The organism is Bacillus sp. B15-48, from assembly GCF_016879755.1.
Classification (GTDB): Bacteria; Bacillota; Bacilli; order Bacillales; family Cytobacillaceae; genus Mesobacillus_B.
This window is the reverse complement of sequence record NZ_WOFU01000001.1, coordinates 48,364-66,714: the sequence shown is the minus strand read 5'-3', so window position 1 is coordinate 66,714 and position 18,351 is coordinate 48,364. Positions and strand designations below refer to the sequence as shown.

23 protein-coding genes are annotated in these 18,351 nt (G+C 38.8%); 14 read left to right on the top strand and 9 right to left on the bottom strand.

Annotation, left to right across the window (positions count from 1 at the left end; genetic code table 11):
* Positions 1–32 precede the first annotated feature (32 nt).
* Positions 33–1,022: a M23 family metallopeptidase gene (locus GNT69_RS00385; protein ID WP_203552975.1), complete on the bottom strand. Its 990-nt coding sequence runs from the start codon at positions 1,020–1,022 to the stop codon at positions 33–35.
* 178 nt (positions 1,023–1,200) lie between these two features.
* Between GNT69_RS00385 and lipA the strand changes: the two genes are divergently transcribed.
* On the top strand, positions 1,201–2,121 hold the full coding sequence (gene lipA / locus GNT69_RS00380) for a lipoyl synthase (protein ID WP_203552974.1): 921 nt from the start codon (positions 1,201–1,203) through the stop codon (positions 2,119–2,121).
* Between the two features lie 33 nt (positions 2,122–2,154).
* Here the strand turns inward: lipA and GNT69_RS00375 are convergent, their stop codons facing one another.
* Positions 2,155–2,808 (bottom strand): YhcN/YlaJ family sporulation lipoprotein, encoded by a 654-nt coding sequence (locus GNT69_RS00375; RefSeq protein ID WP_343206433.1) that lies wholly within the window; start codon positions 2,806–2,808, stop codon positions 2,155–2,157.
* 150 nt (positions 2,809–2,958) lie between these two features.
* Here GNT69_RS00375 and GNT69_RS00370 point away from each other — a divergent pair, with 150 nt between their 5' ends.
* The gene (locus tag GNT69_RS00370; protein ID WP_203552973.1) at positions 2,959–3,234 is read left to right on the top strand and encodes a YutD family protein; all 276 of its coding nucleotides are present in this window, start codon (positions 2,959–2,961) and stop codon (positions 3,232–3,234) included.
* Positions 3,235–3,258: 24 nt separating this feature from the next.
* On the opposite strand, the gene GNT69_RS00365 is transcribed toward GNT69_RS00370, so the two are convergent.
* Both GNT69_RS00365 and GNT69_RS00360 read right to left on the bottom strand, forming a co-directional pair.
* Positions 3,259–3,543: a cytosolic protein gene (locus GNT69_RS00365; RefSeq protein WP_203552972.1), complete on the bottom strand. Its 285-nt coding sequence runs from the start codon at positions 3,541–3,543 to the stop codon at positions 3,259–3,261.
* Positions 3,544–3,627: 84 nt separating this feature from the next.
* Positions 3,628–3,894 (bottom strand): DUF3055 domain-containing protein, encoded by a 267-nt coding sequence (locus tag GNT69_RS00360; protein WP_203552971.1) that lies wholly within the window; start codon positions 3,892–3,894, stop codon positions 3,628–3,630.
* Between the two features lie 181 nt (positions 3,895–4,075).
* On the opposite strand from GNT69_RS00360, the gene GNT69_RS00355 reads away from it, so the two are divergent.
* Both GNT69_RS00355 and GNT69_RS00350 read left to right on the top strand, forming a co-directional pair.
* Positions 4,076–4,513, top strand: a complete 438-nt coding sequence (locus GNT69_RS00355) for a DUF86 domain-containing protein (RefSeq protein WP_203552970.1) — start codon at positions 4,076–4,078, stop codon at positions 4,511–4,513.
* A gap of 39 nt (positions 4,514–4,552) precedes the next feature.
* A complete protein-coding gene (locus tag GNT69_RS00350; protein WP_203552969.1) occupies positions 4,553–5,329 on the top strand; it encodes a TIGR01457 family HAD-type hydrolase in 777 nt (258 codons plus the stop codon).
* A gap of 48 nt (positions 5,330–5,377) precedes the next feature.
* On the opposite strand, the gene GNT69_RS00345 is transcribed toward GNT69_RS00350, so the two are convergent.
* Complete coding sequence (locus GNT69_RS00345; RefSeq protein WP_203552968.1) at positions 5,378–5,881, bottom strand: phosphatidylglycerophosphatase A family protein; 504 nt, start codon at positions 5,879–5,881, stop codon at positions 5,378–5,380.
* Positions 5,882–6,073: 192 nt separating this feature from the next.
* On the opposite strand from GNT69_RS00345, the gene yutH reads away from it, so the two are divergent.
* The 4 genes from yutH (at position 6,074) to thrB (ending at position 10,618) form a co-directional block, all read left to right on the top strand.
* Positions 6,074–7,081 (top strand): spore coat putative kinase YutH, encoded by a 1,008-nt coding sequence (yutH, locus tag GNT69_RS00340; RefSeq protein WP_203552967.1) that lies wholly within the window; start codon positions 6,074–6,076, stop codon positions 7,079–7,081.
* A 263-nt stretch (positions 7,082–7,344) separates the two neighbouring features.
* Positions 7,345–8,643 (top strand): homoserine dehydrogenase, encoded by a 1,299-nt coding sequence (locus tag GNT69_RS00335; RefSeq protein WP_203552966.1) that lies wholly within the window; start codon positions 7,345–7,347, stop codon positions 8,641–8,643.
* The gene (gene thrC, locus GNT69_RS00330; protein ID WP_203552965.1) at positions 8,640–9,701 is read left to right on the top strand and encodes a threonine synthase; all 1,062 of its coding nucleotides are present in this window, start codon (positions 8,640–8,642) and stop codon (positions 9,699–9,701) included. The genes GNT69_RS00335 and thrC overlap by 4 nt, the downstream gene beginning before the upstream one ends.
* Entirely contained in the window at positions 9,698–10,618 is a 921-nt protein-coding gene (gene thrB / locus GNT69_RS00325; protein ID WP_203552964.1) for a homoserine kinase, read from the top strand. The genes thrC and thrB overlap by 4 nt, the downstream gene beginning before the upstream one ends.
* On the opposite strand, the gene GNT69_RS00320 is transcribed toward thrB, so the two are convergent.
* Positions 10,615–10,950: a YuzD family protein gene (locus tag GNT69_RS00320; protein WP_203552963.1), complete on the bottom strand. Its 336-nt coding sequence runs from the start codon at positions 10,948–10,950 to the stop codon at positions 10,615–10,617. The genes thrB and GNT69_RS00320 overlap by 4 nt on opposite strands.
* Positions 10,951–11,259: 309 nt before the next feature.
* On the opposite strand from GNT69_RS00320, the gene GNT69_RS00315 reads away from it, so the two are divergent.
* A complete protein-coding gene (locus GNT69_RS00315) occupies positions 11,260–11,502 on the top strand; it encodes a NifU family protein (protein WP_481747581.1) in 243 nt (80 codons plus the stop codon).
* 112 nt (positions 11,503–11,614) lie between these two features.
* Here GNT69_RS00315 and GNT69_RS00310 read toward each other — a convergent pair whose 3' ends face one another.
* Positions 11,615–12,682 (bottom strand): NAD(P)/FAD-dependent oxidoreductase, encoded by a 1,068-nt coding sequence (locus GNT69_RS00310; RefSeq protein WP_203552961.1) that lies wholly within the window; start codon positions 12,680–12,682, stop codon positions 11,615–11,617.
* Between the two features lie 228 nt (positions 12,683–12,910).
* On the opposite strand from GNT69_RS00310, the gene GNT69_RS00305 reads away from it, so the two are divergent.
* From GNT69_RS00305 to GNT69_RS00285, 5 genes are all read left to right on the top strand, one after another.
* Positions 12,911–13,147 carry a YuzB family protein gene (locus tag GNT69_RS00305; protein WP_203552960.1) on the top strand — a complete coding sequence of 79 codons (237 nt, stop codon included), beginning with the start codon at positions 12,911–12,913 and terminating at the stop codon, positions 13,145–13,147.
* Between the two features lie 106 nt (positions 13,148–13,253).
* Entirely contained in the window at positions 13,254–13,616 is a 363-nt protein-coding gene (locus GNT69_RS00300; RefSeq protein WP_203552959.1) for a HesB/IscA family protein, read from the top strand.
* Positions 13,617–13,904: 288 nt separating this feature from the next.
* A complete protein-coding gene (locus GNT69_RS00295; RefSeq protein ID WP_203552958.1) occupies positions 13,905–15,140 on the top strand; it encodes an NAD(P)/FAD-dependent oxidoreductase in 1,236 nt (411 codons plus the stop codon).
* Between the two features lie 163 nt (positions 15,141–15,303).
* Positions 15,304–15,609 (top strand): YuiB family protein, encoded by a 306-nt coding sequence (locus GNT69_RS00290; protein WP_275411167.1) that lies wholly within the window; start codon positions 15,304–15,306, stop codon positions 15,607–15,609.
* 235 nt (positions 15,610–15,844) lie between these two features.
* Complete coding sequence (locus tag GNT69_RS00285) at positions 15,845–16,522, top strand: 3D domain-containing protein (RefSeq protein ID WP_203552957.1); 678 nt, start codon at positions 15,845–15,847, stop codon at positions 16,520–16,522.
* A 537-nt stretch (positions 16,523–17,059) separates the two neighbouring features.
* Here GNT69_RS00285 and GNT69_RS00280 read toward each other — a convergent pair.
* Positions 17,060–17,842, bottom strand: coding sequence for a cobalamin-binding protein (locus GNT69_RS00280; protein WP_203552956.1), 783 nt, complete (start codon positions 17,840–17,842; stop codon positions 17,060–17,062).
* A 24-nt stretch (positions 17,843–17,866) separates the two neighbouring features.
* Positions 17,867–18,343, bottom strand: a complete 477-nt coding sequence (locus GNT69_RS00275; protein WP_203552955.1) for a divergent PAP2 family protein — start codon at positions 18,341–18,343, stop codon at positions 17,867–17,869.
* Between the last annotated feature and the right edge of the window lie 8 nt (positions 18,344–18,351).

Sequence of the window (18,351 nt, the reverse complement as noted above, 5' to 3'; positions counted from 1 at the left end):
AGAATGGGGCGCCTCATTCGAGGTCAGCCCCATTATTTGTTTTGCAACCTTGCTCGTTCTTGTTTCGCCCAAAGCCTTAAATGTGGGTAAGGGTCGAATGACCATTCAGTATAGCCATTATCTTTATACATGCCGTAGTGTAGATGAGGGGGGAATTTTCCGGATGTTCCTGGAGGACCATAGCCAGAACTTCCCACTCCCCCAATGACTTGACCTGGTTCAACAATTTGTCCGACATGTAAATCTTTTGCAAAACCGCTTAGATGAGCGAAATAATGATACGTATTATTAATATCACGAATCCCGACTCTCCAGCCGCCATAGCGATTCCAGCCTTTCATTTCGATAATTCCATAGCCTGTCGCTCTGACTGGAACGCCGTAATCAGCAAAGATATCTGTCCCTTCGTGGATTCGTCGTCCACCCCAACCGCGCGCATCTCCCCAAGTATTTTTATAGCTGTGATTGCTTCTTAATGGTACTGGAAAGGCATGTTCGTCAAGATTTAAACGGCCAAAATGCTTATATATTTTCGCTTTGCCAATGATCATTCCAACCGATTTGTCACGCTTATAATAATCCCAAAGACCAATTTTAATGTTATCATGATCTGTACCATAAGATAATAAGTACTGGGCAAATGCATGGAGAACATCCTCGTCATTGGTTCGTTCGGCTTTGCCATCGCCATTTCCGTCAAAACCGAGCCCATTAAAGAATTGAATCGATTGAGGATTTGCATCTTCTGTATTTGGGTTGAGAAAACCAACCCATTGTTCTGGTTTGAAATAAATACCTGTAAGTCCTTCTGCTTTAGGAATGTCTTTTCTTGCCTGACGGACACTACGTTCATATTGATCAATCGCTGCTACGTAGTACCATGGCAAGTTTGTTACTGCTTCAGTCTTTTTATATAACTCCATTCTCTTTGCGTAAATATCCTCTTGTTCCTCAGCTGCCGCTAGATGATACGGGGAGGAAAAGAGAGAAAAGATGATGGCAATTGCAAGAAGATACCTCACTGGAATCCTCCCTTCGGCTTTTTGTTTCCTTTAGTTTATGAGAAACGCTCAATATCATAAGGAGCAAAATCTGGTAACTATAGAATGTCTCACTTGTCGTTCCATTTTCAACTATGGTAAAGTGGGACTAGAGAAGGATTTTATTTGAGGCCTTTTCTTAGCAAAGGAGTGAGACCTGATGAGCAAAAAAGAAGATGTTTTAAGAAAGCCGGAATGGCTTAAAATAAAGTTAAATACAAACGAAAATTATACTGGCTTAAAGCAAATGATGAGGAGCCAAAGTTTACATACTGTATGTGAGGAGGCTCGCTGTCCGAATATTCATGAATGTTGGGCTGAAAGACGAACAGCTACATTTATGATTCTTGGAGCTGTTTGTACACGCGCCTGCCGCTTTTGTGCAGTCAAAACAGGGCTGCCGACCGAGCTTGATTTAAAGGAACCGGAAAGAGTAGCCGAATCCGTGGAAACGATGAACTTAAAGCATGTTGTAGTTACAGCCGTTGCCAGGGATGACCTTAAAGATGGCGGAGCAGCTATTTTTGCTGAAACTATAAGAGCGATACGGAGAAAAAGTCCGTTTACATCGATTGAGGTACTTCCTTCAGATATGGGGGGAGTGATTGAAAACCTGAAAACATTAATGGATGCAAAGCCTGACATCTTGAACCATAATATTGAAACAGTTAAACGATTAACACCTCGGATTCGCGCAAGGGCTACGTATGAGCGCTCATTGGAATTCCTCCGTCGAGCGAAAGAGTTACAACCGAATATCCCAACTAAATCGAGCATCATGATTGGACTGGGAGAAACGAAAGAAGAAATCATTGAAGCAATGGATGATTTACGTACAAACAACGTCGAAATTTTGACAATTGGCCAATACTTACAGCCGACAAAAGGGCATTTAAAGGTTGTGAAATATTATCACCCAGATGAGTTTAGTGATTTGAAGGAAATTGCGATGGAAAAGGGCTTTAGTCACTGTGAAGCAGGTCCGCTCGTTCGTTCGTCTTATCACGCTGACGAACAAGTGAATGAAGCAGCTAAGCATAAGCAGGCACTAGGAGAATCGAGTCAAGTGAAACAAGCTTAAAAGGACAAAAATAGAGTTCAGCTTAGCTGAACTCTATTTTTGTCGGTTGTTAGATCTCATTGTCTCGTCATTCGATTTTTCACCGTCAAGACGTCCGTCTTTATAGTCCCCTTGAGGAGATGTTCGCATTTGTTTGATAACACCATCAATGATTGTATCGATGTCACGACTGTTCGTAGTAAGCGTCGCAAAATTCTCGATGTTCTTTCTTAAAGCAGGATTATCTGAAACGTAGATTTCAAACCAGCTTGGAACGACAGACATGGCCATTTTCTTTACTTGGTCTGCGGTCTCATTACGGTTATTAGAATCTGTTTCATAAACAATCAATACTTCCTCATCGGTTACTAAAGTTGAAACATCATCGACGTTTGGAACTTGGATACTAAGCTTAGAAATCATATCAGCAACCTGTTCTCGGTTAATAGAGTATTCTGGTTGATTGTCTGCTCCCATTACACCTGTTCGTTTATGGCGAACATAACCAAACCCAGAATCTCCCGTATCTAAATCACGATTGTAAAATTGTGGTTCATGATTGTTAATATGAAGTTGGCGATTTGGTTCGTTAAATGTGCCTAGGTCGTCCCTATGGCGATTTCCCTCAGCCATGTTGCCAGCAGCACAACCGGTGGTAGCCATTAAACTACATATCCCGATGATTGCGAATCCTGTTTTTATTTTCACTCTTACACCTCCTACTCATTAGAATGACCAACAGTTTTTCTTTTTTTCTTAGTAATTGCTGGAGAATCAGTTATAATTTAAAAAGAGGAAAATGAAGTTTAGTTAGATCCACTAAAATTACGGATTGCTAGTACAAGTAGAGGTGATAAAATGATTTGCATTAATAATGTTTGTTATGAAGTGGTTGATGATTATAGAGATGGTTTCAATGAAGAAGCATTTCGGTCACGATATAGTGAAATATTAACGAAATACGATTATATTGTTGGAGATTGGGGATATGGTCAGCTAAGACTAAAGGGTTTTTTTGATGACCAAAGTCAGAAGGCAACTTTTGATACAAAAATAAGCACGGTAAGTGAATATTTGTATGAATTTTGTAATTTCGGCTGTGCCTATTTTGTCGCAAAAAAGGTAAAAAAATAAGAAAAGGCCGGGAATAACCCGGCCTTAAGGTGTATATGGATCTTGTGTATCTTCTGCGGGGTCATCATGGGTAGGATGCGCACCCGCCATTTGTCGCGGCATCTCTTGGTGAAGCGTTTTATATTCATAATTAAACGCACTATAGGAGCGTTGTCCTTCTTGCCACTCTGAACTCTTATTTTCTACAGGTTCGTCCTTTCGGATTGAGGAACCATACGGACCTTCTGGAAATTCTTCGGCTGTTAAGAAGTTACGGCTCTTCTCTACATTGGAAAAATCAGAATAAATTTCAGCGTCTTTATTTCCCATGGTGTCACCCTTTCTTATCGCCATTGTTCATTAGTATTCCAATTTAACGAGAAAATAACAAACAAAGCGATATAGAGTGCTTTTTTAAACCGCTTCACGCAAAAAAGATCTTAATTCCTCGGCGTCTTCTTCAGATAAATTAAAGGCATGCTCAAGATAACCTTCTTCATTTAAATCATCATGGCCAATAATGGCAAACCGATTTCCTTGGATATCAAGGACAATTTGTTTGCCATAGTATCGATCAGATTGAATGATGGCCAAATCAAATCGTTTGTTTTCCCCCATAAAACTTATAAAACGGGTTTTGGTATTAATCAAATCATCATATAAGAAAAAACGGTCTGTCATCAAAAATTCCTCCCTAATTGTTCAAGCATTCTTCTGTCTCTCTATCATCTTAACAAAAAGCATTCATATCTGCATTAACGGAGCCAAATGTTTGAAAGCGTGGCTATTTTTTTTGTGATACAATATGGAGGTATAAAAAGTAAAAGTTGATATAGTATATAGGCATGATGGAGGGGTAGCAATGTACTTTGTCGATCGAGAGGCAATCGAAGAAATTTTAGTTTTTTTAGAAAAGCAAATAGGCCTGTTTGAAGGGCATGTTCAGTGGGAAACAGAAATGGAGAAGGCGGGATTGGAACGTCTAACTCACACGATGATTGAAGCGATTCTTGATGTTGGCAACATGATGATTGACGGCTTTATTATGCGGGATCCAGGAAGTTATGAGGATATCATGGACATTTTAAAAGATGAAAAGGTCATTACAAATGAAATGCACGAAGGCTTATTAAAACTGATTCCATACAGAAAGATGACTGTTCAAAGCTACACAAAAGTAGACCATCAAAGTTTACATAAAGGTTTCGACCAAGAATTAGCGGCATTAAAACAATTCTCGCTAAAGGTTCGTCAATATTTGACAAATGAGCTAGGGCCAGTTTCGGCTTTTAGAAAATAATATAGAAGTGCGTAATTGCTAAGAAAGTGTGGGACTGAAGTGAATAAGAAGAAAAGGTATAAAGGCTATTTGATTGATCTCGACGGAACGATGTATCGAGGGACTGAACGAATTGAAGCGGCATCCGATTTTATTGATAGGTTAATAAAAAAGGACATTTCTTATCTGTTTGTTACCAATAATTCTTCACGTACACCAGAACAAGTTGCTGCAAAGCTAAGAGAGTTCGGGATTGCAGCTACAGAAAAACAAGTTTTTACTACAAGTCAAGCGACAGCAAATTATATATACGACCGAAAGCAAGATGCGACCATTTATATGATTGGGGAGGAAGGATTACGTACTGCCCTTGCTGCGAAAGGATTTGCACAAGCAGGTGAAGATGCAGACTATGTTGTTATGGGGATTGACCATGAAATAAGCTATGAAAAATTAGCGGTGGCTTGTCTTGCCGTCCGAAATGGCGCTACTTTCCTTTCAACGAATAGAGATATTGCGATTCCAACAGAACGGGGCCTACTACCAGGAAATGGTTCATTGACGTCAGTAGTAGCTGTTTCAACACAAACACAACCAATCTTTATTGGAAAACCAGAATCAATTATCATGGAACAAGCTTTAAAGGTTCTCGGTACAAACAAAGAAGAGACAATCATGATTGGTGATTATTACGATACAGATATTCTTGCGGGAATGAACGCTGGCTTAGATACATTGCTTGTACATACGGGTGTTACTACGAAGGAACTTTTAGAAGGATATGAAGTTAAACCTACATATACGATCGATACACTTGACCAGTGGCAAATCGATTAAAACGAAAAAGGAGTGGACCTTATGTCTACTCCTTTAACTATGATTGTTCTACTCCGTGTCTGCAGCACGATGTGCGAGACGGCTAGAAGCAGCGGCTGCGATTGCCCCAACGATATCATCGAGGAAGGTATGGCATTGGCCATTTGTTTTATCATTAAGTTTCTTAAGAATACCTGGTTTTTGTTTATCAATATATCCATAGTTTGTAAACCCGATGGAACCGTAAATATTGACGATTGAAAAGGCAAGAATTTCATCTACGCCGTATAAACCTTCATCAGTTGAAATAATCGATTGTAATGGTTCTTCGAGTTTTCCTTGTTCGCCAAGAATATCAAGTTGAATGCCAGTAAGAATCGCATTTTGTACTTCCCGCTTTGAAAGAACACGTTCAACATTCACTAGGCAGTCCTCCATACTTAATGCAGGGTGGTACTGTTCTTGAAGATAATAAACAAGCTGGGCGATATCTTCTACCTCAACGCCGCGCTTTTTAAGCCAGTCTCGAGCGGTTTCTTCTGTAAGTGTAATGGCTTTCTTTTTTTCTAACATAAAAATCTCACCTTTCTTTTCTCTATTTCATAATAGTCTATTCATAAGAATCGAATGATTCTGATTCACTTATTTATATGCTTAATTACAGCATAACCTTAAAGGTGTTCGGTACATTCCTGCAATATTAACAAGTTTTCATTTTGTCGCTCATATAGTACTAAAAAGTCTACTTAAAGAGGGGTTGCCTATATGTTTGAAAAAATGTTAAAGGAAAAGTACGGGATAAAAAATGGTCAAGAAATTGAAGTTGAAAAGTATCGAGCGTTTCAACAAGAAAATGCACTTTATTTGATTATGAACGTAAATACTATAAAAGAGCAAGAAATAAGTGAACTTGAAACCATTGCTACCCAGCTCCGCTTCTTTGGAGATAAAGAAATTCCGTTTTTCCAGGCAACAACTGAGACGGAAAAAATTTGTGAGTGGGAAGGAGCTAAATATAGTGTGTTAAAATATCCTCAGTTAAAACGAAAGGATAATAATAAAATCGGAAAGAAACTGGCACGCTTTCATTTACGTGGTCGCTCGTTGCCCTTCAGAGTAACGAATATAAACAGAATTGGCCAATGGAAGCAGTTATGGGAAAAACGATTAGATCAAATGGAGCATTTTTGGAACGGTAAATTATTTCGGACCCCAGAAAATGAATTTGAAAAAATGTTTTATGATTCTTTCCCTTATTATATGGGGCTTGCTGAAAATGCGATTCAATATCTTACAGATACTGAACTTGATAATCGCCCAATTGAAGTCGATCATGGGACGGTTTGTCATGAGCGTTTTACAGAATTTACATGGGGGAAAAATCAATTGATAAAAAACCCGTATGATTGGGTGTTTGATCATGGATCAAGAGATTTAGCTGAATGGGTGCGAGCGAGATATCTTTATAATTCACAAACTTATCAGCCAATCGTTAAAAGCTTCCTATCAACTTATCAGCAAGTGACCAGATTGTCCCCGTTTTCATGGCGGCTATTATATGCAAGATTACTGTTTCCGCTCCACTACTTTGAGTGTATTGAAAATTATTATTTAACAAATACAGAACAACAAAAGCGTACGCTAGAGGAGCAGTTAGAAAAGTATTTAAAGAGAACCGGTGATCATGAACGCTTCTTAGGTACCTTTTATCAACTAGTAGAAGCACCTATTCGTGCGTATAAATTGCCAATCATCCAATGGTTAATAAAATAATATCACCATTCAATCATCTGTATGTTAAAATAATTATAAAAACTCTCACCAAAGGGGGAACATAATTAATAGATAAGAAGGAGTACATGAATTCTATAATGTATAGACCGCTTTCCTATTTTTCTAAAATAAAAAAAGGTTAAACGCTTACATTTTCTTTTACAGTAAATAAATCTTGTAAATAGCGACTATAAAAATTATAATGTCTACTATATAAATACAAATGTGTATCTTAGGAGAACAGGGAAGCGAGGGAGCATCATATGAATGCCATATCAATTGGACTTCTTGGACTGGGAACAGTAGGAAGCGGCGTTATCAAAATCATTGAAAATCATCAGGGCAAACTGATGCATCAGGTTGGCTGCCCGATTAAAGTAAAAAAGGTCCTTGTGCAAACACTTGACAAGGATAGGGGCGTAGATATTGATCCAGCTATCTTAACGACAAATGTGGAGGATATTATTGACAATCCTGAAATAGATGTTGTTATTGAAGTGATGGGCGGAGTTGAACAAACAAAAGAATATTTGTTAAAAGCCATTCAAAATAAAAAGCATATTGTAACAGCTAACAAAGATTTAATGGCACTACACGGTTCAGAACTTTTATCAAAAGCGACGAACAATGGCTGTGATTTGTATTATGAAGCGAGTGTAGCCGGTGGGATTCCAATTATCCGCAGTCTAGTGGATGGCTTGTCTTCTGATCGAATTACAAAGCTGATGGGAATCGTTAATGGAACGACAAATTATATTTTAACGAAAATGACGCAAGAAGGTCTAGCTTACGATGATGTGTTAAAAGAGGCTCAAGCACTTGGGTTTGCTGAGGCAAATCCGGCATCAGATGTAGAAGGATTAGATGCTGCCCGTAAAATGGTCATTCTGTCAACGCTCGGTTTTTCAATGAGAGTCAGTCTTGATGACGTAAAAACAACAGGAATTACAACGGTTAATGAGGAAGATCTCCATTATGCGAAGCAATTAGGATATACAATGAAATTGCTAGGAATTGCTCACCGCGATGGTGAAAAGGTGGAAGTGAGTGTACAACCAACTTTGCTGCCACAATCACACCCGCTCGCTTCGGTGAACAATGAATATAATGCTGTGTATGTCTATGGTGAAGCGGTCGGAGAGACGATGTTTTATGGGCCGGGAGCAGGCAGCCTGCCAACAGCCACTTCGATTGTTGCAGACCTCGTTGCTGTTGTGAAAAACATGCGTCTTGGAATCAATGGAAGTCATGCCGTTGCCCCACAATTTGAGAAAAATATAAAGGCCCCTGAAGAAATTTTCTCGAAATATTTTCTTCGGATTCATGCAAAAGATGAGGTTGGTGTATTCTCAGAAATTACTGCTGTCTTTGCTAAATTCGGTGTTAGTTTTGAGAAAATTCTTCAACTACCAGTGAAAGAAGAAGGATTAGCAGAAATTGTCGTTGTAACTCATAGAGCATCACTTAAAAACTATGAGGAAATATTAATGCAGCTTAGGGATCTTAATGCAATCAAAGTGATTAAGAGTTCCTATAGAGTGGAAGGAAGTGCGGACGCATGAGATGGCGTGGATTAATTGAAGAATATAAAGAATATTTACCGATAACTGAGAAAACTCCGATGGTTACATTAAACGAAGGAAATACTCCTTTGATCCGTTTAGACCAGTTGTCTACTGAATTAGGCATTGATTTATATGTTAAAACAGAAGGTACAAACCCCACTGGGTCCTTTAAAGACAGAGGAATGGTCATGGCTGTTGCAAAGGCGAAGGAGGAAGGGGCAGAAACGGTTATTTGCGCTTCAACTGGAAATACATCGGCTGCAGCAGCTGCTTATGCAGCGAGAGCAGGAATGCGCTGTATCGTAGTGATCCCAGAAGGAAAGATTGCGATGGGCAAGCTGGCACAAGCTGTTATGTACGGAGCTGAGATTATTTCGATTGAAGGAAACTTTGATGATGCGCTAAAAATGGTGCGGAATATTAGTGAAACAGAGCCTGTAGCGCTAGTAAATTCTGTGAATCCATATCGTTTAGAAGGCCAAAAAACGGCAGCCTTTGAAATTTGCGACCAGCTTGGCGGAGCACCAGATATTTTGGCCATTCCAGTTGGAAATGCTGGGAACATTAGTGCATACTGGAAAGGTTTTAAAGAATATAATGAAGCAAAAGGAACGGGTCTTCCAAAAATGTTTGGATTTGAGGCTGCTGGTGCCGCTGCAATCGTCCATGATCGTATATTTGAAAACCCTGAAACGATCGCAACAGCCATCAGAATTGGTAACCCAGCTAGTTGGCATCTTGCAGTGAATGCTAGGGATGAATCAGCAGGAATTATCGATGAAGTAACTGATGAAGAAATTTTGACAGCTTATAAGAAAATAGCAGTTACTGAAGGTGTTTTCGCAGAACCAGGTTCTTGTGCTTCATTAGCAGGTATTTTCAAGTCAATTAAAAACGGAAAAATCCCACAAGGTTCTAAAGTGGTTGCTATTTTAACAGGAAATGGCTTAAAAGACCCATCAACAGCCATTGATTGCAATGAAATTAAGCCCGTACTACTTCCAAATGATGAAGAAAAGGTCAGTGAACATATTCGTGGAGTTGTTCACAGATGACCAATGGTGATATGTTTGCAATAAAGGTACCAGCAAGCTCAGCCAATCTTGGTCCAGGCTTTGATTCAATCGGATTAGCAGTGAATTTGTATTTAACTGTTGAAGCTGAATTGCATTCGAAATGGGAAGTCATTCCGTTATCTGTAGAAATGGAACAATTTCCTCGTAACGAGAACCATTTTATTGTCCAAATGGCGATGAAAACAGCTGCTCAGTATGGGAAATCAATGCCTCCATGCAAAATGACTGTTAGCAGTGAGATTCCGCTTGCACGTGGTCTTGGTTCAAGTGCTGCTGCCATTATCGCTGGCATTGAGCTTGCTAATCATTTTTGCCATCTTAATCTCTCGAAACTGGACAAGTTAGAGATTTCGGCAAAAATTGAGGGGCATCCTGATAATGTCGGAGCCTCCATCTATGGTGGGTTAGTTGTTGGAAGTCAGTTAGGTGAGGATATTGATTTAACTGCAATCGATTCAATTGAAATGGATGTCATCGCAGTGATCCCTGAAGAAGAACTATTAACTGAATCTGCCAGAGGAGTTTTGCCTGAAAGACTGGAATTTTCTACGGCAGTGGAGGCAAGTGCGGTTTCAAATCAGCTGTTAGCCGCGTTATTAACAGGAAATTGGAAGTTAGCAGGAAAAATGATGAGCTATGACCGCTTCCATCAGCCTTACCGTCGTAAATTAATTCCCTGGTGGGGACAGGTTGAGACTTTAGCATTGGAGGCAGGAGCCTTCGGTACAGCGTTAAGTGGAGCTGGACCGTCAATTCTATGTCTCGTTGAACTTGGGAAGGGAGAAGGAGTCGTTGCTTCTTTACAACGGTCTTTGTCGAATATGAAGGTTGTTCAATTGCAAATCGATAATTACGGAAGTCAAGTATATTCCGCAGTGAAAGAGAGCCCAATTTAAAGGCTCTCTTTCGCTTTATATCCGAAGTTCTCCATTTCGGCAAAAATCGTTTTAAGCCGAGGATTCCCTTCACCTACAAGTATGTCTTCTAAGAGTACAACTGGGTAGAACATCTCTTCTTCAATTACACGTTTAGCAAATGCTTTTTTTGCTTCGTCATTAGGAGGATTAAAAATGTCAACATAAGAGATTGAAAAAGGCTGATTTTTGTATTTTCTGCTAATCGCGGCCTCAAGCCATTCGTATGTTTCTTTTGAGGAAGGAAGCGAAACGCAACTTGGGCAAAGTTGGTCTGCTCCATACACGATAATTTCTATTTTCTTTAGGTCCAATTATATACACCTCCCAGATGAAATTCTCATACAATAGTACGATATACATGCTTACTATACCACTTATTTTACCGTACACACCCAGGCTAAGGAAGTGTTTGCTACTTTGCTAATGTTTTTTTGAAAGGCTTTGTTATTGTTCATTGTTGATTTTCGTGTAGGTATAAGAATTCATAGGCGGAGAATTTCCGGTTAATGTATATCTTGGGGGCGAGCCTTTAAAAAAATAACTGTTGAATATTGGATTTTGGGTTTATCGATAGATTTTTTTTAGGGTTGTGATTATAATAGGAGTATGAAAGGAGTCGAATGTATATGGCTGAACAGCAAGTGGTAGAACAAGTCCAGGAAGTACTAGATAAATTACGTCCATTCCTTCTTCGTGACGGCGGTGACTGTGAACTTGTCGACGTTGACGAAGGTATAGTAAAGTTGCGTCTTCTTGGTGCATGCGGAAGCTGCCCAAGCTCGACTATTACTTTAAAGGCTGGCATTGAACGAGCATTAGTAGAAGAAGTTCCTGGCATAGTTGAAGTAGAACAAGTATTTTAAAAATGAGTGGAAAGCTGGTTTTGTCTTTTTGACAAAACTAGCTTTTTTTTATGAATAAAAACATGCCTTTTTCGAAAAATAAGGAAGGGATTTTCTCCCTCCTCTTGTTAACTTAACCGTTATGGTGTTTATACATCCATAAAACACCTGATTTTATAAGCCGTGCAACCCGTCCAGTAATTGGATGTTCACCAAGTAAGCCGAATCCATGCTTTTTCCCGAGTGAACCAAGGATTCCTTTTAATTTAATAGTTGGAAAAGACGTGGGCGGTTCTGTACCATTCCAGCGATTTGTTAGTACTTCAACAATTTGTTCTGCTTGCCCTTCTGCTAATTGAGCGCTTGGTGCATGTGGCATGCTTGCACAATCACCAAGGATGAATACATTCTCATGATCATGAAGATGATGTCTTGGAGTAATGAATGCCCTCCCCATACTATCTTTTTCAACAGGGAGATTTCGAACAACCTGATTTGCCTGAATTCCTGCAGTCCAAACAATCGCATCTACTGAAAGCGGTTCATCATGATTATATAACTCACCCGCTTCGATTCGGGTAATATTTGCATTGTTAATGATTTCAACAGAATTTGTGTCAAACCAGTTTTGGACATAAATGCTTAAACGTTCGGGGAAAGACGATAGAATATAGTCACCACGATCAAAAAGTTTAATATTTAAGTCAGACCTGCTTTCACATAGTTCACTGGCAAGTTCCACACCACTTAGTCCCGCACCAACTATCGCTACAGTTGAACCTGCAGGAAGATTATTTAACGTTTGATAAGTATTCCGTGCTTTTTCAATCGTTTGAATACTGTACGTAAATTCTTTCGCACCTGGAATCTGGTGATACTTATCTTCACAGCCGAGACCAACGATTAATTCATCGTAAGACACTGCATCTCCATTCGCTAATGAAACTTGGCGGTTTTCTAAATCAATTCCTTCAACTTCAGCGTATGTAAGGTTTAATTGTGGATGATTTGGAAAACTAACACGGATATGTTGATCAGAGATTGTCCCAGCAGCAAGTGCATAGTATTCAGTTTTTAAGCAATGGTATGGAACACGGTCAATTAAAGTAATGGTAACATCATTTGGTAATTGGTCAGGCAGTAATCGTTGCAGAATCCTCATCCCACCATACCCACCACCAAGAATAACGAGATTTTTCATTTTCTTATCCCCTTTACTCCCTTTTAGTTCTTGTTTTATTTCTAGTTCGAATTGTGAAGTTATTCACAAATCAAAAATAATATTCCGATATAACGACATCTGTAATCTCCATATGAATTATAACGAAATTGTGACAAAATAACAACAATTATTAGCTTATGTTTAGCGCCAAAATTGACGTTATTAATAAAAAAAGGTAGGATAAAAATTAGCAAAGAGGGTGGTTAAATGAGGCCGATTATTGAATTTTGTATCAGTAACTTAGCAAATGGGGCTCAAAAGGCATTAGAAGTACTTGAACGAGATCCTAATCTTGATATAATCGAATACGGCTGTCTAAGTAACTGTGGAAAATGCGCTAAATCGTTATATGCGCTTGTCAACGGTGAGCCTGTTAGTGCGGATACACCGGAAATGTTAGTGGAAAGAATTTACCGACATTTAGAAGAAAACCCAATGTTTTAATGAAGTTTAATCTGTTAGCCTTTTTTAAACCGATTGGTTGAGGGACTGATTAACAGTGTATATAATAAATAGTAAGTAAGAATATCTACAGACTGGAGGTCGGAAAATGGAACAAATCATTAAGATCACAGAAGAGGCTGCGTTGCAGATTAAGGATATGATGAAGCAGAACGAAGAGGAAGGTGCATTTCTTCGTGTAGGGGTAAAAGGTGGAGGTTGCAGTGGCCTTTCCTATGGAATGGGCTTTGCAAATGAAGCTGATGAAGGCGACAGTGAATATGAACAACATGGGATTAAAGTGTTGATTGATAAAGAAAGTGCGCCGGTTTTAAAAGGGACAGTAATTAATTATAAGCAATCAATGATGGGTGGAGGATTTACGATCGACAACCCGAATGCAATTGCATCATGTGGTTGTGGCTCTTCTTTTAAAACGGCAACAAATACGGGTACGCCGGAGGATTGTTAAAAAAAAAAGCAAGGTGGCCACCACCTTGCTTTTTTCATGGCTTGAACTTCGAGATGCATATGTCACGATAAAGGACGGAAAGAAAAAAATATTTTATTTGAGTAAATTACTTGAAAAGTGACGTAAAAAAGAATAATATGTAGTATGTGTAAAGCAAATGTTAACTTTTTGTGACAATTGTATTATTCATGTCTATTTTAGTGAAGAAAATCACAAACTTATTTCTTCAAAATTTGAACTTATTTATATCATAAAAGTTGTATGTAAAAGCCAAAATATTAATAAAAGATGGAAGTGATTATCGTGAGAAAGCCGAAAATTGTTATCCTAGGTGCTGGATACGGCGGATTAATGACAGCAACTAGATTGCAAAAACAACTTGGGGTAAACGAAGCAGATATTATCCTTATTAATAAAAATGATTACCATTACGAAACTACATGGTTGCATGAGGCTTCGGCGGGGACATTGCATCATGATCGCGTACGTTATGACATTCGCGATGTTATTGATAGCCAGAAAGTCCATTTTGTCCAAGCTACTGTTGAGGAAATAAAAGTGGAAGAGAATCGAGTCATTCTTGAAGGCAATGAGGAAGTTGTATATGACTATCTCGTAATTGCATTAGGAGCGGAATCTGAAACATTTGGCATTAAAGGATTGAAGGAGCATGCCTTTTCAATTTCCAACGTAAATGCTGCTCGTCAAATCCGTGAACATATCGAATATCAATTTGCGACTTATAATGTAGAAGCCGAAAAGAAGGATGAACGTTTATCAATTGTAGTTGGTGGTGCAGGTTTTACAGGGATTGAGTTTTTAGGTGAATTAGCAAATCGTATCCCAGAACTATGTCGTGAATATGATGTTGATTTTCATAAAGTAAAACTGATTTGTGTCGAGGCGGCTCCAACTGTACTCCCTGGTTTCGATCCAGAACTTGTTAACTATGCTGTCTCTTATCTTGAAAAGAAGGGCGTGGAGTTCCGTATTGGTACAGCCATTAAAGAAGCTGTTCCAGGTGGAATTATTGTTGGCAAAGGAGAAGATGAAGTCGAAGAAATTAAGGCTGAGACAATCGTATGGGCTGCTGGTGTACGCGGAAGTTCCATTATCGAGAAATCTGGCTTTGACGCTATGCGTGGACGGGTTAAAGTAGAGTTAGACCTTAGAGTACCAAGTATCGATAATGTATTTATCGTTGGGGACTGCGCATTAATTATAAATGAAGAGATCAATCGCCCGTACCCTCCAACAGCTCAAATTGCTATGCAACAAGGTGAAGTATGTGCCCGTAATCTTGCTGCATTAGTACGTGGGAAAAATGAACTTGAGACTTTTAGCTTTGATAATAAAGGAACGGTATGTTCGCTTGGTGAGGACGAAGCAATTGGTACAGCTTTTGGAAAGAAAGTTGTTGGCGCAAAAGCTTCCTTGTTAAAGAAAGTAATCGATAATCGCTCCCTTTATATGATTGGCGGTCCGTCACTTGTGATGAAGAAAGGGAAATTTAATATATTTTAATGAGTATGTTTAAATATAAAGGATGAAAAGCAGGTTTTCTAGTTCCTGCTTTTCTTTTTTTAAATAATTCTTCGGAAAACAGATTACATAATTGACGCCCTCTAACACTATTCAGTAAACTGATAATGATGGAAAATAGGGGGAATAGTTTGTGACGATTGTAATGTTAATCATATCGATGTTGCTATTTTTTGTGTTATTTTTCGGTATAGGTTTTATATTGAATATGCTGCTTCGAATGTCTTGGGTTATGGCAGTTATTTATCCAATTGTAGTGATCTTTATTGTGGATAAGGTCAGGTTTATTGAATATTTTACGAATACCGGTTACGCTTTCAAACAATTGGGAACAAATTTTGCCAATCTTGCTCCTGCTGATTTACTCATATTAAGCAGTGGTTTGGCTGGTGCAATCGTAGCCGGCATTGTGATTAAACTTTTAAGGAAAAATGGATATCAAATGTTTTAGAAGAAACCTTCATGTTTATGAAGGTTTTTTTATTTGGCTAATAGCGTATAAGGACAATAAGGTTTTTCTTTTGGCCCTTAGGAACATCAATCAGGTTCAGCGTGACTACGCCTCTGTCTTCGCTCATCGGCGAGTTTTCTTTATAGTAAGGACATTCCTCCCTAAATTTGCGGAAAATGAATATTTCCTGGTGTGTTAGGAAATCAATAGTTTTGGGAGGAGTGAAATTTTAACAATGTATAAGTTAATAAAATGGGCAAGACGGTCCCTAATGATCTGTCTATTCTTAATAGCACTAGTTACTACATTCCATTCAATTACAGGAGTGGGAGCAACAACATTATCAACATATCTTGAAAAAAATAGCGATGATGGGAATATTGCTGTTGGAGTGGTAGCAAAAATTCTCAAGCCATTTGCAGAGGAGAATGTACAAATTACCACTGTGACCGTATCACCGAGTGAACCGGTGACACTTGAAGAACTTGATTGGTCTGAATATCCGAAGAAATTAATTGAAGCAACAGGTTATACAGCTGGCATTGAATCTACCGGGAAAAGCCCTGGACATCCTGAATACGGGATTACTTATTCTGGAGTTAAAGTGAAACGAGATTTGTTTTCAACCATCGCTGCGGATTTAGATGTATTTCCGATTGGGACAATACTATATATACCAGGTTACGGATATGGAGTTGTTGCGGACAAAGGCGGTGCAATAAGAGGAAATAAGATTGATCTTTATTATGATACGGTTGACGATGTGTACGATGAATGGGGAAAAAAGACAGTTGAAGTATCGATTGTTAAAATGGGGAATGGCAGTTTGAGTGAGGAGGAATTAAGTGCTATGAATGAGGATGAATCGTTGCAAGTCTTCCGCCAGCAAATCGTTGGAGATAAGAAATCCTAAGTTCTAGCAGACCAAATCTTTACGAGTTGGTCTGCTTTAGTTAAAACAACGTTTTAACCCAAGTACTGAGTATAAGCACAGTTAATTTTTTGTATTTTTTCCCAAAAAAGGTCATTGATGAACAATTGGCAGAAAAGGTCCATACGTTTTTTGAGCGATAATGCTGGTAACGCGTTTTTTAATCCAAGTACTAGCATTAAAAACAACAAATTTCATTGATATATTGCTAGTACTCGTAATAAAAAGGCCGAAAATGAGGGGTTAATCCGAGTACTAGTAATAAAATGCGGTCAGAAGGCCAATATAATCCCTGTACTAGCAATAAAAAGAGGCTCAAAATCGCGTTAATCCAAGTACTAGCAATAAAGCGGCCTTATAATCACGGTTAACCCAAGTACTAGTGATAAAAACCCACCAGTTTATGACCAATCCAGGTTTTTAATCCAAGTACTAGGTAAAGCACCAATTGTTCATGTATGTTTTTTAAAAGAAAAATCATATATGAACAATTGGCCGATTTGAGCAATATAAAGCACTTCAAATAATGCTTGTTTTTGTATGTAACAGCTTACAAAGTTTTTCAAGTCCAATGAGTAATCTTGGCGAAGGTCGGCAATAAAGTTCTTCCTCTAAAATGAAGATATGATCGTGTTTAATCGCGTCTAATTCACTCCATCCAGGTCGCTTCTTCAAAACGGATTTATTTACTTTTTGTTGTTGGACACCAACCCAGGCAAGGCAGATAAAATCCGGATTTCGTTTAAGGACATCGTCCCAATCTGTTTGAACGCTTGCTAGTTCTACGTCTTCATAAAGATTCCGGGCTCCAGCAGCCCTTGATAATTCGGACAGCCAATTGATTTTCCCGGGTGTGAAAATAGGTTTTGGCCACCATTCCCAATAAAGGGTCGGCGGTTTGGATGCAGTTGAGTATTTCTTACGAATATTTTCGAAACGACTTCGAAATTGCCCTGCGGCTTCCTCCCCTTTTTGAGAGAAACCTAAAGCATTTGCAGTCACCAGTAAATCATTTTCAATGTCTTTAAAAGATTGAGGATTCAATACAATATGGGGAATCCCCCTTGCTTTTAGTCCTTCAATATTTCTTTCCATTCCCGGAACACTTAATGAAGCTAAAACTAAATCTGGCTGCAATTTTTCGACTAAGTCTATATTGATGTTTAAATCCGGACCAAGTCGCGGGAGATTTTCGATTGACTTTGGCCAATCAGAATAATCATCCACCCCTACTAATAAATGTTCTAGTTCTAAGAATCCGATAATCTCCGTATTGCTTGGACATAACGATATCACTCTCATTTATAATCGCCTCTCTCCTTATTTCTATAACAACAAATGATTTAGCAACAGCGTGAGGAGTATGCCAGTAAGTCCACCAAAAAACACTTCAATTGGTTTATGTCCCAGAAGTTCCTTTAATTCTTTCCTTTTCTCCCATTTAGGTTTATTTTGCCAATCTTTTGCATCATCCAATATTTTATGGAAATCCGCCACTAGCTGATTTAAAACAATTGCCTGTTCTCCTGCTTGTCTGCGAACTCCAGTAGCATCAAACATAGTAATAATGGCAAATATTGCTGATACAGCGAAAACGGGTGAATCAAGTCCAGATTCAATCCCTACAGCAGTTGATAGAGCGGTAACTGCTGCTGAATGGGAGCTAGGCATCCCGCCTGTACTCGTTAGCAATGCCCAGTCAACTCGCTTAGTCGCGATATAATTAATCGGTACCTTTACAAATTGAGCGAAAAAGATGGCTGTTATTGACGCCCACAAAGGGAAGTTAAGTAGTATTTCCATAGATGAGC